Raw genomic sequence first — 14,937 nt, forward strand, 5'->3', positions numbered from 1 at the left:
ATGGCGGTCTGTCAGTCAACATCGATGTTGAATGTAACGGCCGCATCGCTGGCAAGCCAGCTCCCACCGGGATTCTCTTCGCCTGAAAGAATTGCCTGCACCCACAACGCCACTGTTCCCGTGACGCGACGATGCAGGCAAGATGAAGCTCTGCAAGTCAGAACACAGGAAGCTGATCGTGACCGAAGCGTTTATTGTCGTTCAAACCGCCGAACAAGCCGTGGATCGTCTGGCCGAGCTGCATGAGCGGGCCACCACTGCGTTGAATTCGGCGCTCAAGCGTTATCTCAAGGACCGCGTCGAACCCGACGCCGAACAGCGTGCCCTGTTTCGTTATCCCGAACTGCGTCTGACCTATCACTGCCAGGGCGAAGTCCCGCAGACCACTCGCGCCTACGCCAAGGTGCAGTTGCCCGGCACCTACAGCGTCACCGTCACTCACCCGGCGGCATTTCGCAAATACCTGCTCGAACAACTGACGCCGTTGATGCACGACTTCACCGTGACCGTCGAAGTCGGCGTCAGCCAGCAGAACATTCCGTACCCGTACGTGGTCGAGCAGGGCGATGAGCTGGCCGGTTCTGGCGTCACCGCTGCGGTCCTGGCGCGAGTGTTTCCGAGTACCGACCTGTCCGCGGCCACCGATGGCATCGCCGACGGTCTCTACGATTGGGAAAACACCGATCCGCTGCCGCTGGCGCTGTTCGACGCCGCGCGTGTGGATTTCTCGCTGCGCCGTCTGGTGCATTACACCGGCAGTGACTGGCGCCATGTGCAGCCGTGGATCCTGCTGACCAACTATCACCGCTACGTCGACCAGTTCATCGTTCATGGCCTGGAGCAACTGCGCAGCGACCCGCGTTTCGTGCGCATGGTCTTGCCGGGCAACGTGATCATCGAGAAGGGCATGGACCACGGCGAAGCCTCGGCCATTGCCGCCGGTGTGGTCTGGCACCGTTACCAGATGCCGGCCTATCACCTGATCGCCAACGATGGCCACGGCGTGACGCTGGTCAACATCGGCGTCGGCCCGTCCAACGCCAAGAACATCACCGACCACCTAGCCGTGCTGCGTCCGCACTGCTGGCTGATGATCGGCCACTGTGGCGGCCTGCGTCAGTCGCAGACCATCGGCGACTATGTGCTGGCCCACGCGTATATGCGCCGCGACGGCATTCTCGATCGCGTGGTGCCGCCGAATATCCCGATCCCGGCGCTGGCCGAAGTGCAGTTGGCACTGCAGCAGGCGGCGGCGAACGTCACCGGTGAGAAGGGCGACGACCTGAAAAAACGCCTGCGCACCGGCACCGTGCTGACCTACGACGACCGCAACTGGGAACTGCGCTGGGCGCAGGAACGGCCGTTGATCAACCTGTCCCGTGCTGTCGCTGTGGACATGGAAAGCGGCACGATTGCGGCGCAGGGGTATCGCTTGCGGGTGCCGTACGGCACGTTGCTTTGCGTCTCGGACAAACCGCTGCACAGCGAAATCAAGCTGCCGGGTTCGGCCAACGCCTTCTACGAACGCGCGGTCAGCCAGCACTTGAAAATCGGCATCGAAGCGGTGGATCTGCTGCGCACCGAACTCAACTCACTGCACTCGCGCAAACTGCGCAGCTTCGACGAGCCGCCGTTCCGTTAACGGTTAGTCGTGGTCATTTGGCGGTCGGGGCACTAGCATTGTCAGCCCTGATCGCTGAATGTTTTTCTCTTCTTATGTCCCGTCCTACTCGTCCACCTTCCCGCCGCCCTGGCCCGAAGCCTCAGTCGTCCTCGCCGCGCCGTGTTGCCAAGGCACCACCGGCCGAGTCGAAACTGATCCTGTTCAACAAGCCGTTCGATGTGCTGACGCAGTTCAGCGACGGTGAGGGGCGGGCGACGCTCAAGGATTACATCGATGTGCCCGGCATTTACCCGGCCGGACGCCTGGATCGCGACAGCGAAGGCTTGTTGCTGCTGACCAATGACGGCCAGTTGCAGGCGCGCATTGCCGATCCGAAACACAAACTGGCGAAGACTTATTGGGTGCAGGTCGAAGGCGTGCCGACTGCCGAGCAGTTGCAGCGTTTGCGTGACGGTGTCGAGTTGAACGACGGCATGACCCTGCCCGCCGAAGCGCGGCAACTGGACGAGCCTGACTTGTGGCCGCGCAATCCACCGGTACGCTTTCGCGCGACCATACCGACTTCATGGCTGGAACTGGTGATTCGCGAGGGGCGCAACCGCCAGGTGCGGCGCATGACTGCTGCGGTTGGGCTGCCGACGTTGCGTCTGGTGCGGGTCAGGATTGGCGACTGGACGATCGATGGGCTCGATCAGGGCCAGTGGAAGGAAGTGCCGGCGCGCTTATAACGCGCCGGATTCGATCAGGCCGATCACCACACTCTTGATGATGAACGCGGCCACGCCCAGGCCCAGTACGAAAAACAGAATGAACGAGCCAAAGCGCCCGGCCTTGGACTTCTTTGCCAGATCCCAGACGATGAAACCCATGAAAATGATCAGGATGCTGACCAGACCGGTCATCATCCATTCTTCGAGCAGTGCTGGATCCATTGGCAATCTCCGGCGCGCGGCAGGCTGAAAGGGCGGCGGGGAGTATACGGCATGGTGGGTGGGGTGGCATTGATCTGGGTCTGATCCGCAATGGTTGGCCTCACCCTGGCCCTCTCCCGGAGGGAGAGGGGACCGACTGAGGTGTCTGGCATCATGCATCGACCTGAAATATCGAGTCGATTATGGATTCACAGCAGAACCCTCAGGTCGGCGTACTTCTTCAGCATCTCACGGTCGGCTCCCTCTCCCTCCGGGAGAGGGCTGGGGTGAGGGGCTTTTGATCAGTTGCGCAGGTGGGTCAGCGGCAGTTCCGTGCTGTTCAACACCTGATTCAGCACAAAACTCGAGCGCACACTGGTCACGCCTTCAATCCGGGTCAGGTGTCCCAGCAACAACTTCTGATAGTGATCCATATCCGGCACCACCACCTTCAACTGGTAATCCGCATCCACGCCCGTCACCAGACTGCACTCCAGTACCTGCGGCAACGTCCGGATCGCCGCTTCGAAATTCTCGAAACGCTCCGGTGTGTGGCGGTCCATGCCGATCAGCACATAGGCCGTCAGGCTCAGCCCGAGCATCTTGCGGTCGAGCAACGCGACCTGGCGCGAAATGTAGCCGTCGTCTTCCAGTTGCTTGACCCGACGCGAGCAAGGCGAAGGGGACAGACCGATGCGCTCGGCCAACTCCTGGTTGGAGATGCGGGCGTCGCGTTGCAATTCCGCCAAAATACTCAGGTCGTAACGGTCGAGTTTGCTCATCAATCTGTCCTTGGCTGTAACTATTGCGGCAGATTATCTATCCAGGGTTAAAAATTGCGCAAGTGGTGTTTATTTGAGCAATCTTCGCAATCATCTGTCGCGGCGTCCGGCCTATTCTTATCACCAGAATCACTGCTCGGTAACACAGTCCACGCGGCCCGCCCAATCCGGCCCGCCGCGGCCGCCACCCCCACCGGGGTTGTGCCGGCCCCCGAGCTGCACACTGTCCAGAAGACGGCGTGAGGTGAGCCGACGTCAAAAGCGTCGAGCCAGGACGCAATTCTCTAAAAGGGAGGCCGACGGGTCTCCCTTTTTTCTTGCCGGCGATTTCATCTTGCCGCCTCAATAAATAAGTCGCGCGACTGATAACCTGTCGCAGAACCCGGTGGGCCTGTTGCGAGTCTTAGCAACAGGCCCACCCAATGACAGGCTCCCCCGCAGTGAGGAACAACATGAATTCGCGCATCTGGCGTCTGGCCGGTGTTGGTTTGCTGTGTGTGAGTGTCGGTGCGCAAGCGCTGGCCGACGAGCCGCAGAATCGTGGACCCGATGGCGACGGGCGTGGCCAGCAGCATCAGGGCAACGATCAGGGCCGTGGCGCTGATCAGCCGCAACGCGGGCCGGGCAATGGGCCGCAGTATCAACCGCGGCCGCAGAACAACGAAATCATTCGTGGCGACAATAGCCGCCAGTTCGAGCACAACGGCCAGTCGCACAACAATGACGGTCAATGGCAGAACCGCAACCGCCCCGATGATCGGCCAGAACCGCCGCGGCAACCGGGCAATAACCTGCCGATCCAGCCACGTCCCGACACTGTGCGCCAGACCCAGGAACCACGCCAGGGTTACTACCGCGACGAACGCCCGCAAAACGCTTACCACAATCAGCAATGGCAGACCCAGAACCGTCCTGATGACAACCGCTGGCCGGGGCGTCCGAACGGTCATGGCAATGGCTGGGGCCCGGGCCCGCAATACCGTCCGGGCCATGTGATCGATCGTTTCCCGGATCGCGACTACCGCGTGCCGTATCGGGGTCAGGATTATTTCTGTTCCGGTGGTTACTGGTATCGCCCGCAAGGCCCGCGCTACATCGTCGTGCAGCCGCCGCGCGGGATCCGCATCCAGTATTTGCCTGATTACGCCCGCGAAGTATGGATCGGCGGCTCGCTGCTGTTCCTCGCCGCTGGCTCTTATTACGCCTATCAGCAAGCGACGCAGGATTACGTCGTGGTCGAGCCGCCGGTGCAGCAACCGCCGCAATCACAGGCTCAAGGTTATGACGTCGAAGCTTATCCTGCGAATGGCCAATCGCCGGAGCAGGTCCAGCAGGATGGCTATCAGTGCTACCAATATGCGGTGCAGCAAAGCGGTTTTGATCCGCGCACCGCGACCTACCAACCGGCGCCCGAAGTGGTTCAAGCGTATCGCCAGGCCCAGGGCAACTGCCTGAGCAGTCGCGGTTACCAAGTCAGATGAAGCAGCTGCAAGCTTCGAGTTTTCAGCTGCAAGCTTGAAGCTAATAGCTTGTAGCTGCCTTTATCGGATCTGCGTGCACCAGCACTTCGGCCCGTGGGTAGGCTTTGTGAATGGCGTCGGCGGCTTGATCGCTGATGCCGTGAGCGACTGACAGTGTCAACTCTCCCGGCAACTCCAGATGCAACTGCACGAACCAGTGGTTGCCGGAGATGCGCGTGCGCAAGTCATGCGCGCCCAGTACACCCGGCACGCTGCACGCCAGTTCAAGCATGTGCTGGCTGACGTCGGTCGGCAGTTCCTCATCCATCAACACCGAAAAACTTTCGCGGGCGATCTGAATCGCGCTCCACAAAATGTAGGCGGCAATGCCCAGGCCGAACCACGCATCCAGTTGCTCGAAGCCAAACCCGGCCAACACCAGCGCCAGCAGGATGCTGCCGTTGAGCAGCATGTCCGAGCGATAGTGCAGCGAGTCGGCGCGCACGGCGTTGGAGCCGGTCTGCTTGATCACTCGGTGCTGCAACACCAGCAACGCCGCGGTCAGCAGCAATGAAAACACGATCACGCCGATGCTCAGCCATGGCGCGCCCAGAGGCTGCGGCGTCTGCAAGCGCTCGTAGGCCTGAAACGCGATCAGCAGCGCGCTGCCGCCGATGAACAATGCCTGCGCCATCCCTGCCAGGGACTCCGCTTTGCCGTGGCCATAACGGTGATCGTCATCCGCCGGGCGCAGCGCGTAATGCACCGCGAGCAGATTGAGCATCGAAGTAACGCCGTCCAGCGCCGAGTCGGTGAGGCCGGCGAGCATGCTCACCGAACCGCTGAGCCACCAGGCGATGGCTTTGGCAACGATCAGCGTGCACGCCACCGCCACCGAGGCGCGGGTCGCCAGGCGCAGCAGGCGGGCGTGTTCGGGACTGGAGGTCATCGATCTTCCTTGTTATGCCGCAGGTTGCAGGCCGAACATCGCCAGTTGCTGGGTGCTGCCCTTGTGCTGGATCAGGCGCGGGTCGTCGAGCGGAAAGTCTCGCCCCAACTCGCTTTCGAGAATCGCCTGCAACTTTTGCTTGTCGACCTGACCGTCCGCGCCGATGGCTGGCTTGAGCTTGGCCGGGTCGATCTGCGCAGTGTGGCCCGGTTCGAAATAGATCGCGCCGGTGGCGAAGTCGACAGCAAACGCGATCAGCCCGGGAATGATGTAGAACAACAGGCCGACAGCATCGAGCGCGGCAATCGCCGGGTCGATCTTGCCGTCGATCTGGCCGCGACGGTCCGGGTAGAAAATCGACCCGCACGCAGTGATCTGCGTGAGCAGGCTGGCGACCAGAACACCGCCGATCAGGCGAAAAGGTAAGCGCATGGGGAAATCTCCTGATTCATCTAAGAACGAAGCTTCGTCGAGTGAAGTTAAGACCCTGACGAACGCCTTGCAGTTCGCCGTTATACTCGCGCCTCTGTTTGGGAGCCAGCATGATTTCTTTGCCGATCGACGATGTTTTACCCGCCCTGCGTGAAGCCCTAGCGTCACGCCACGAAGCCGTGCTCGAAGCGCCGCCCGGTGCCGGTAAAACCACCCGCGTGCCGCTGGCCCTGCTTGATCAAGCATGGCTCGCCGGGCAGACCATTCTGATGCTTGAACCGCGCCGACTGGCCGCGCGTGCCGCTGCAGAACGTCTGGCCAGTGAGCTGGGCGAGCAGGTCGGGGAAACCGTTGGTTATCGCATTCGTCTGGACAGCAAGGTCGGCCCGAAGACGCGCATCGAAGTGGTCACCGAAGGCATTCTCACCCGTCGTCTGCAGGATGACCCGGCGCTGGAAGGCGTGGGTCTGCTGATTTTCGATGAGTTTCACGAACGCAGCCTCGACGCCGATCTGGCGTTGGCCCTGAGTCTGAACGGTCGCGAGCTGTTTCGGGCTGAACAGCCGCTGAAGATTCTGCTCATGTCGGCCACGCTCGAAGGCGAGCGTCTGGCCGGGTTGCTGAATGACGCGCCGATCCTGCGCAGCGAAGGGCGGATGTATCCGGTAACGATGCGCTGGTGCCGACCGTTTCAGCCCGGTGAGTACATCGATCAGCGCGTCACGCAAACCGTACTCGAAGCCCTCAACGATGAATCCGGCAGCCTGCTGGTGTTCCTGCCGGGGCAGGCGGAAATCCGTCGTGTGTATCAACAATTGGCCGACGCCATCGGCGCGCGCAGCGATGTCTTGCTCTGCCCGCTGCACGGCGAGCTTGACCTCACTGCCCAGCGCGCGGCGATCGACCCGGCGCCGGCCGGTCAGCGCAAAGTGGTGCTGGCGACCAACATCGCCGAGACCAGCCTGACCATCAACGGCGTGCGCGTGGTGATCGATGCCGGGCTGGCGCGAGTACCGCGTTTCGATCCGGGCAGCGGCATGACCCGCCTCGACACCCAGCGCATTTCCAGGGCCAGCGCCACCCAGCGTGCCGGCCGTGCCGGGCGACTCGAACCGGGCGTTTGCTACCGCTTGTGGTCGCAGGATCAGCACGAACAACTGGCGGCTTACGGCAGTGCGGAAATTCTCTCGGCGGACCTCGCCAGCCTCGCCCTGCAACTGGGGCGCTGGGGCGTAACGCCAAATGAACTGGTGTGGCTGGATGTGCCGCCTGCGGCGGCATATGCACAAGCGCAGGATTTGTTGCAGCGCCTCGGTGCGCTCGACGGCGAGGTGCTGACCCCGCATGGTCAGTCGATGGCCGAACTGCCGGCGCATCCACGGATCGGCCATTTGCTGTTGCGCGGTCAGGCCTTGGGCCTGGCGAACATGGCTTGTGACGTCGCGGCGCTGCTCGGCGAGCGCGATATCTTGCGCGGCGCCGGCGCGGACTTGCACAGTCGTCTGGCCCTGCTATCGGGTGAAGAGCGTGCAGCGCGTGGCGCCCAGGGCGGGGTGCAACGCGCTCGGCAACTGGCGCGGCAATATCGCGGCTACCTGCGCGGCAAGGCCAGCGCGCCGGTCAGCGATCCCGAGCATCCGCGCTGGCTCGGCGCGTTGCTGGCGTTGGCCTACCCGGATCGCGTCGCACAACAACGGCGTGCCGGTGGCGCGGAATATCGTCTGGCCAACGGTCGTGCCGCACTGTTCGCTGAAGCCGACAGCCTGATGAAAGAGCCGTGGATCGTCATCGCTGACCTCGGCAGCCGTCAGGGCCAGCGCGAGGAGCGGATTTATCTGGCGGCGGATTTTGATCCGGCGCTGTTCGACTCGGTACTGGCCGAACAGGTGCACAGCGTCGATCAACTGGATTGGGACGAACGCGAAGGCGTGCTGCGCGCCGAGCGTCAGCGCAAGGTCGGCGAGCTGATTCTCAGCCGCGAACCGTTGACCGGTCTGGATGAAACTGCACGCAGTCAGGCACTGGTCAATCTGGTCCGGCGCAAAGGTCTCGAGCTGTTGCCATGGACCCCGGAACTGCGCCAGTGGCAGGCACGGGTGGCGTTGTTGCGTCAGCTCGATCTGAACAGTCAGGACGACAGCCAGTGGCCGGATGTCAGTGACGCAACGCTGCTCGACACTCTGGAAAACTGGCTGATGCCGTATCTGGGCAAAGTCTCGCGACTCAGCCATTTTGCCAACCTCGACCTGTGGAGCATCGTGCGCAATCTGCTGCCATGGCCGCTGCCGCAAAAGCTCGACGAACTGGCACCGCACCATTTGAGCGTGCCGTCGGGCTCTTCGATTCGCCTGGATTACAGCGAGTCGCCGCCGATTCTCGCGGTGCGCTTGCAAGAGCTGTTCGGGCTCGCCGATACACCGCGAATTGCCGGCGGGCGGCAAGTGGTCAAATTGCATCTGCTGTCGCCGGCGAGGCGGCCGGTGCAGGTGACGCAGGACCTGGCCAACTTCTGGCGCAGTACCTATGCCGAAGTGAAGAAGGATCTGAAGGGGCGCTATCCGAAGCATTACTGGCCGGATGATCCGCTAGTGGCCGAAGCCACTGCGCGGGCAAAACCGCGCGGTACCTGAGGCCGATGGCAGCGCGCCATTAGCCCATCCGTGCTAATTGCCCTTGTTTGTACAGGCTCGCAAAATCGCGGCCTGAACAATAACAAGTGTTGCTGCCCGCAACTTGTGCCCAAGGAACGGAACTGCCCATGACCTCTTTCTTCAAGTTCAAGAAGTTGTTCTTCTTGTCGGCTGCGCTGCTGGCCGCCTCCAGTTCGGCAATCGCCGAAGAGCCCAATCCGATTGGCGACTGGTGGATTATCTACGGCAACGGCGTTGCCCAAAAAAACATCATGTACGTGGCGGATGCAACGTCGGTGGTGCCCTCGGAAAAAACCAAAGGCGCGACCATGGTTGCGGTGACCCTGGTGTATGAAGAACCGGGCAAACCGATGATCGACGTCTACAACATTGAAGCCCAGTGCTCTACGGGCAAGGTACGTTTTATTAACGGCCAGTCCATCGAACGTCTCGCTTACACCCTGCGTCATTTGAAAGTTGCCAATCAATGGCAGACCCCGAAAGAGTTCTGGGTTCAGCAGGCGCTGAAGTTTGCCTGCGCGCCGGGCAGTCGCGCTAAAAACGACATGGCCGCGGTGGGCAAGATGGAATACCTGCAGATGATCGAAATGCTCCAGCAGATGTTCTTCAAGCTCGCGCCGATTCAGCAAAAGAGCCAGATGATGGACAACATCGACAGTCTGCTCGAACTTAAAAAATAAGCCGGGAATTCACATGACTTGCACACGCTTATTGCTGACAACCCTGTTGGCGGGATTGCTCTTGGCCGGCTGTTCCACCATCGCGCAGAGCCGTTGGGAAGGCCGCGACCTTCAGGAAGCACTGAACCTGTTCGGTACGCCCGATTCGATGCAAAAGGAAACCGGCCCGAACGGCGAACCCTTGGCCGTGCTCACCTGGTTCAAGTCCGCAAGCTGGACCACCACCGAAGCGGCCGGCACGTCGATGAACCATACCGGTAATGGCATGGTTTACACCGAGCACTACCAACAGGTGGGGCACAGCTCAACCTGCAAATTGCAGGCAAAGGTCAATCAACAGAAAAAGATCGCCCAGTTCCTGATCGAGGACGGGCGGATACTGCACGGCAAGTGCGCCAATGTGCGGTATGTGCCCGGTTATGTCCCTCCGGGCCTCTGAAGCTAACCATGATTATGGTGATGTGAAAACCGTCTCGACCCAACCTTGCAAGGTGTACTGGCGATAGATCTGTTCGGGCACATCGACGTATGGCGTGGAAACGAATGCTGGCGGAATCACCGGATCGGCCTCGTCGATCACCAGAATGTTCGCGGGGTTGTAGAAGTCATAATCGACCACGCTCGGGTTGGTGGTAATGACTTTCTTACGTGCGGCCATGGCTTCGAAAAAACGGAAGCTCAACCCGGCCTGACCGGGTTTGGCGATGTCGAGAATGATCCGCGAGCGTTTGACCAGCGCGCCGACGGTGTCCAGTGGCAGGCGTTGCTCGAAAAACGTGATCCCGGGATGCGCGCCCGGGATCGGTTTGCACTGCACCAGAAACTTGTAGTCGCTGATGCCAAGTCGATCGAATGCCCTTGCCAGACCTTCGAGCGCCGGGACGCGGTCCTTGCCAGCCATGACCACCAAGGCGCTGTAGTCGCCTTCGTCAGCGTTCGCGTCGTAGTCGTCGTAAATGAAGTTGTGCAGTTTCTTCAGGCCGTATTGCTGCGCATTCTGCGGATCGAACGAGAACACCTCGTCGTACCCGGCAAGTTGTTCCCGGGTCATCGGCCAGCGGCTGAAACTGTCATAGAGGTAGGCGATCTTGCGCGAGGATGCGTCCAGGCCGATAGCCAAATGCTCTGGGTCTATTTGTGCCGGGTTGATAACGAGGGCAACGTCAAACGGCCCGTGTGCCTCTACTGCCTTTTTGAACTGGCGTAATTTCGCCCAGCGTCTGAGCGGGCGGCGCAGAATTTTCGGCGCCCGGTTGAACGCATCGGCCATCAACGCCGTATCGATGAAGCACACAGCGTTCTCGGCCCGTAAATGATCTGCCAGCTTGCGCGCATAACCGCCAATATCCTTGCACACCAATAATATTTTCATGGCTTTCCATGTCGTGAATCGGGGGCCGTCGACTACACCGGTCGTTCGCCGTGCAGCTAAGGCGCGGCGGGTAACAGGAAGCGCGCAATCACCGGCAGGTGATCGGAAATGCGCAACGTATCATCCTGGCGCACTCGTGCTTCGATGCGTTTGATCTTCGGGCTGTAAAACAAGTAGTCGACGGTACGATCCGGGCCGTTCAGGCCGGGATCGTTGGGATAATGAGTCAGCCACCTGGCGCGGTCGATGCCGCTGGCTTCATTGTTGGTCGGGATCATCGGGTACTTGTCCCACAGCAGGTGCAGCTCGCTGTCGGCCGAGTAGGGCCTGCGCTGATCGGTCGAAAGGCGCCGGTACTGACCTAGCGGCAGCAGGTTGAAGTCGCCGCCGGTCAGCCATGGCAAGCCCTGGCTTTCATATTTGTCGAGCACCTTGGCCACCGCGCTCACTTGCGCCTGCAAGGTCGCGTCCGGACGGCTGGTGTGTTCCAGATGAGTGTTGAAAAGGGTCAATTGCCCGCCATCGCTCAGCGGCAGTTTGCTGACCAGCAGTGCATCTTTGGGCTGGAACTGGCGGCTGATGATATTGGCTGAAGCCACTGGCAGTTGCAGGCGCTCGGCGTGTTCGATGCGATAGCGGCTGAGGGTTGCCAACTGCCGGCCAACGCTGCCGAACACCTGCGACTCGGGGACGAAGTCGGCTTTCCAGTCAAACGCGCTGACGCTGCACGGATACAGATCGGCGACCCGTTCCTGCAACAGTTTGAGCTGGTTCTGGTAGTCGCTGGCCTTGGCGCCGTCGTCAAGTTCCTGCAACAGCACCACGTCGGGCTGTTCGTCGCGAATTACCCGCGCCACTTCGTCGAGGCTGAACGCCATGTCTTCGGCGGTCGGTGCTTCATCGTTGCCCTGGGCCAGGTCATTCCAGAATACGTAACGCTTGCCGGCGAGGTATTGCACGTTCCAGGTCATGACTTTCAGCGCCTGGCCCGGCACCAGCGTCGGCGCTGTGGCGGTGCAACTGACCGGCAGGGTTTCGCGGGCGTCGGGGCGCCAGGTCAGGCTGAAGATCAGCGTGCCGATCACGACGATGGCCAGTACAACCAACAACAACGAGTAGCGCAGTAGACGGGTCATGGCTCGGCTTATAGCGTTACAGAAAGTGGCCCCGAGCATACCTGACGGGCGGCGCGATGCCCAAGCGCTGCGCGGTCAGATCGTTCTGTCACGCTTGTCAGGCAATTCGCTGATCAGCATGAACAGGCGGAACAGGACGACGCAGGTGAACAGTTGCAGGAAGCTGTGCGCACTGTCGATCAGCATTGCAATCAACGGATTCTGCGGCTCGGGATACACCGCCAGCGTCGCGCCTTTGAGCAGCCACAGCGGCGTCATCACACAGAGAATGCACAGCAGGATCCGCCAGAAATGCCCACGGGTCAGGCGCAGGCTTTCCTTCATCGCCTGCAACGGGCCCATGCCGCGCAGCACCAGCAGGTACTCGCCGAACGCGAGCATGACCATCAGCATCAGGCCCGGCAGGAAGTACAGCGACAGGCCGAGCAGAATCAGCAGGGTATTGAGCGCCGTCAGCAGGGCGAAGCGCGGCCACAACATCGCGGCCATCGCCAGCAGGTCGCGGTTGCGCGGCGACTCGCCACGGCTGCGGGCATCGAGAAACAGGATCAGTGCAGCGGTGTACAACGGATACACCAGCAGACCGACAACGATGCTGATCGCGGAAAAGCCTTCGGGGCCGCTGGCGTGATCGACCACCTGCTGCAAAAACGCCTCGAAAATCACCAGCGGCAGGCACAGCTGCACGATGCTGCCCAGATGGCGTTTGAAAAAATACAAAGAGTCGCGCAGTACTTCGAGGGCATTCATCAGTCGGTATCGCAGGTCAAAAACAGTGGCTCACTTTAACCGATGCAACACGGGGCGACACAAACGTAAACATTCGGTAAAGGTCATTGAAACGTTTTGTCACTGTCTCCATTACAGGAGAGCACCACGCCCAGAGTGGGCGAGGGCACGTTATTACCGGCAATCTACGAGGTCGCCATGAACAGCGAAGAGCAAACCCTGATCGATGGACTGTTTTCCCGGCTGCAACAGGCCGAAACGGAGGCAGCCCCGCGTGACGTCCAGGCCGAGGCGCGGATCAAGGAACACCTGACGCGCCAGCCGGCGGCAGGCTATTTCATGACCCAGGCGATTCTGGTGCAAGAGGCGGCGCTCAAGAGCCTCAATGAACAGAACCAGCAATTGACTCAGCAAGTGCAGTGTCTGCAGGCCGAGTTGCAGTCGGCCAAGGCGCAGAGTGCCGCACCAGCCACGAACGCGGGCGGTGGGTTCCTGTCGAGCATTTTTGGCGGTGGCAGTTCGCGCCCGGCGCAGACGCAAAATCCCGCCCCGGCATCCACGGGTGGCTGGCGTGAACCGGCGCCGCAGCAGAATTACGCGGCCCCGGCGCCACAAGCGAACTTCGGCGCAGCGCCGACCAATTACGCACAACAAGCCGCGCCAGCAGCGGGCAACAGCTTCCTCGGCGGTGCGTTGAAAACCGCGGCCGGCGTCGCTGGCGGCGTGATGCTCGCGCAAGGCATCAGCAGCCTGTTTCATCACAACCAGCAGCCGCAGGAAATCGTCGAGGTGATCAAGGAAGAGCCCGCCCAGGTCGCCGACCAGAGCAATAACGGCTGGGGCGATGACCAGCGCGTGGCGGACAGCGGTTTCACCGACACCGATTACAGCAACGACAGCTCGTCGTTCTTCGATGACGACGATTCCTTCGTCTGACTCCACCATTCGTCCGGAGCCCCTCGGGGCTTCGGGCCGATTATTCGCGGAATCTTCCCTCGGGCTGGCATACTGAGCGCCTTTTTCAGGCCCTGGGCCTGATCCCGCTTCGTGCGCGTGCGCACCCACAGGAACTCCGGTGAAAAAAATCGCAGTGTTCGCCGACGTGCAGAACCTCTACTACACCGTGCGTCAGGCCTATGGTTGCCATTTCAACTACGCCGCGTTGTGGGCCGACATCAGCAAGGACGGGCAGATCGTCGAGGCCTACGCCTACGCGATCGACCGCGGCGACAGCAAGCAGCAGCAGTTCCAGCAGATCCTGCGCAACCTCGGTTTCACCGTGAAGCTCAAGCCCTACATCCAGCGCAGCGACGGCTCGGCCAAGGGCGACTGGGACGTAGGCATCACCCTGGACATCATGGACGCCGCCGACCACGTCGACGAAATCGTCCTCGCTTCCGGTGACGGCGATTTCGACATGCTGCTCGAACGCATTATCAGCAAACACGGCGTGCAAGCGGTGGCCTACGGCGTACCCGGGCTGACCGCCAACTCGCTGATCCGCGCCGCCAGCCGCTACGTGCCGATCGAAGGCGCGCTGTTGCTGAAGAATTAAGCTCAAAGATTGATTTGAACGGAGTTGAACCCGGTTTGGAACGCATTGCAGTCATCGACTTTGAAACCACTGGCCTGGCGCCGAACAGCAATTGCCGCGCCACGGAAATCGCCGTGGTCATGCTGGAAAACGGCCGCATCGTCGAGCGTTACCAAAGCCTGATGAACGCCGGTGTGCGCGTCCCGGCGTTCATCGAACAACTGACCGGCATCAGCAACACCATGCTGCGCAGCGCGCCGCCGGCCGAGCGGGTGATGGAAGAGGTCAACGAATTCGTCGGCTGCACGCCATTGCTGGCGCACAACGCCTCGTTCGACCAGAAGTTCTGGGATTTCGAACTGGGGCGTATCAAGCGCACCCGCTTGCAGAACTTTGCCTGCTCGTTGCTGCTGGCACGGCGCTTGATGCCGGCGGCACCCAATCACAAACTCGGCACCCTTACGACCTTCGCCAGCCTCCCACACACTGGCCAGGCTCACCGGGCCATGGCCGACGCCGAAATGGCGGCCAACCTGATGGCGCATCTGGCCGACGAGTTGCGGCACAAGCACGGCGTGCGCGAGCTGAACCATGACCTGCTGTGCAAATTGCAGAAAGTCCCCGCTGCCAAGGTCAACGAACACCTGCTGCGCTATCGCTGATCCCGAGACCGACAG

General features: G+C 61.2%; 16 protein-coding genes. 9 read left to right on the plus strand and 7 right to left on the minus strand.

Annotated elements, in window-relative coordinates; genetic code table 11:
* Positions 1–142: 142 nt before the first annotated feature.
* Both amn and J3P93_RS04005 read left to right on the plus strand, forming a co-directional pair.
* Entirely contained in the window at positions 143–1,642 is a 1,500-nt protein-coding gene (amn, locus tag J3P93_RS04000; RefSeq protein WP_434595268.1) for an AMP nucleosidase, read from the plus strand.
* Between the two features lie 74 nt (positions 1,643–1,716).
* Entirely contained in the window at positions 1,717–2,352 is a 636-nt protein-coding gene (locus J3P93_RS04005; RefSeq protein WP_434595270.1) for a pseudouridine synthase, read from the plus strand.
* Here J3P93_RS04005 and J3P93_RS04010 read toward each other — a convergent pair.
* Positions 2,347–2,556, minus strand: a complete 210-nt coding sequence (locus tag J3P93_RS04010; RefSeq protein ID WP_007909655.1) for a DUF2788 domain-containing protein — start codon at positions 2,554–2,556, stop codon at positions 2,347–2,349. The two genes, J3P93_RS04005 and J3P93_RS04010, sit on opposite strands and share 6 nt — an antisense overlap.
* Before the next feature lie 281 nt (positions 2,557–2,837).
* Complete coding sequence (locus tag J3P93_RS04015; protein ID WP_008081091.1) at positions 2,838–3,317, minus strand: Lrp/AsnC family transcriptional regulator; 480 nt, start codon at positions 3,315–3,317, stop codon at positions 2,838–2,840.
* A gap of 452 nt (positions 3,318–3,769) precedes the next feature.
* Here J3P93_RS04015 and J3P93_RS04020 point away from each other — a divergent pair, with 452 nt between their 5' ends.
* On the plus strand, positions 3,770–4,798 hold the full coding sequence (locus tag J3P93_RS04020) for a DUF6515 family protein (RefSeq protein ID WP_434595273.1): 1,029 nt from the start codon (positions 3,770–3,772) through the stop codon (positions 4,796–4,798).
* A 40-nt stretch (positions 4,799–4,838) separates the two neighbouring features.
* On the opposite strand, the gene J3P93_RS04025 is transcribed toward J3P93_RS04020, so the two are convergent.
* Together J3P93_RS04025 and J3P93_RS04030 are read right to left on the minus strand one after the other, a co-directional pair.
* Complete coding sequence (locus tag J3P93_RS04025; RefSeq protein WP_434595276.1) at positions 4,839–5,726, minus strand: cation diffusion facilitator family transporter; 888 nt, start codon at positions 5,724–5,726, stop codon at positions 4,839–4,841.
* 12 nt (positions 5,727–5,738) lie between these two features.
* Entirely contained in the window at positions 5,739–6,158 is a 420-nt protein-coding gene (locus J3P93_RS04030; protein ID WP_434595278.1) for a polyribonucleotide nucleotidyltransferase, read from the minus strand.
* Positions 6,159–6,268: 110 nt separating this feature from the next.
* Between J3P93_RS04030 and hrpB the strand changes: the two genes are divergently transcribed.
* The 3 genes from hrpB to J3P93_RS04045 all read left to right on the plus strand — a co-directional run bounded on the left by hrpB (position 6,269) and on the right by J3P93_RS04045 (position 9,928).
* Positions 6,269–8,788 (plus strand): ATP-dependent helicase HrpB, encoded by a 2,520-nt coding sequence (hrpB, locus tag J3P93_RS04035; protein WP_434595280.1) that lies wholly within the window; start codon positions 6,269–6,271, stop codon positions 8,786–8,788.
* A 128-nt stretch (positions 8,789–8,916) separates the two neighbouring features.
* Positions 8,917–9,489: a hypothetical protein gene (locus tag J3P93_RS04040; RefSeq protein WP_434595282.1), complete on the plus strand. Its 573-nt coding sequence runs from the start codon at positions 8,917–8,919 to the stop codon at positions 9,487–9,489.
* Between the two features lie 13 nt (positions 9,490–9,502).
* On the plus strand, positions 9,503–9,928 hold the full coding sequence (locus J3P93_RS04045) for a hypothetical protein (RefSeq protein ID WP_090286554.1): 426 nt from the start codon (positions 9,503–9,505) through the stop codon (positions 9,926–9,928).
* A gap of 12 nt (positions 9,929–9,940) precedes the next feature.
* On the opposite strand, the gene J3P93_RS04050 is transcribed toward J3P93_RS04045, so the two are convergent.
* From J3P93_RS04050 to J3P93_RS04060, 3 genes are all read right to left on the minus strand, one after another.
* A complete protein-coding gene (locus tag J3P93_RS04050) occupies positions 9,941–10,861 on the minus strand; it encodes a hypothetical protein (protein ID WP_434595285.1) in 921 nt (306 codons plus the stop codon).
* A gap of 56 nt (positions 10,862–10,917) precedes the next feature.
* Complete coding sequence (locus J3P93_RS04055; protein ID WP_434595287.1) at positions 10,918–11,997, minus strand: endonuclease/exonuclease/phosphatase family protein; 1,080 nt, start codon at positions 11,995–11,997, stop codon at positions 10,918–10,920.
* Between the two features lie 75 nt (positions 11,998–12,072).
* Positions 12,073–12,747, minus strand: coding sequence for a YciC family protein (locus J3P93_RS04060; protein ID WP_434595289.1), 675 nt, complete (start codon positions 12,745–12,747; stop codon positions 12,073–12,075).
* A 177-nt stretch (positions 12,748–12,924) separates the two neighbouring features.
* On the opposite strand from J3P93_RS04060, the gene J3P93_RS04065 reads away from it, so the two are divergent.
* The 3 genes from J3P93_RS04065 (at position 12,925) to J3P93_RS04075 (ending at position 14,922) form a co-directional block, all read left to right on the plus strand.
* Positions 12,925–13,662, plus strand: coding sequence for a DUF2076 domain-containing protein (locus tag J3P93_RS04065; protein ID WP_434595290.1), 738 nt, complete (start codon positions 12,925–12,927; stop codon positions 13,660–13,662).
* Between the two features lie 139 nt (positions 13,663–13,801).
* Complete coding sequence (locus tag J3P93_RS04070; RefSeq protein ID WP_007949802.1) at positions 13,802–14,281, plus strand: NYN domain-containing protein; 480 nt, start codon at positions 13,802–13,804, stop codon at positions 14,279–14,281.
* A 35-nt stretch (positions 14,282–14,316) separates the two neighbouring features.
* Positions 14,317–14,922: a 3'-5' exonuclease gene (locus J3P93_RS04075; RefSeq protein WP_434595293.1), complete on the plus strand. Its 606-nt coding sequence runs from the start codon at positions 14,317–14,319 to the stop codon at positions 14,920–14,922.
* The last annotated feature ends 15 nt before the right edge of the window (positions 14,923–14,937 follow it).

The sequence above is a fragment of the Pseudomonas sp. R3-57 genome (assembly GCF_051132065.1).
Taxonomy (GTDB): domain Bacteria; phylum Pseudomonadota; class Gammaproteobacteria; order Pseudomonadales; family Pseudomonadaceae; genus Aquipseudomonas.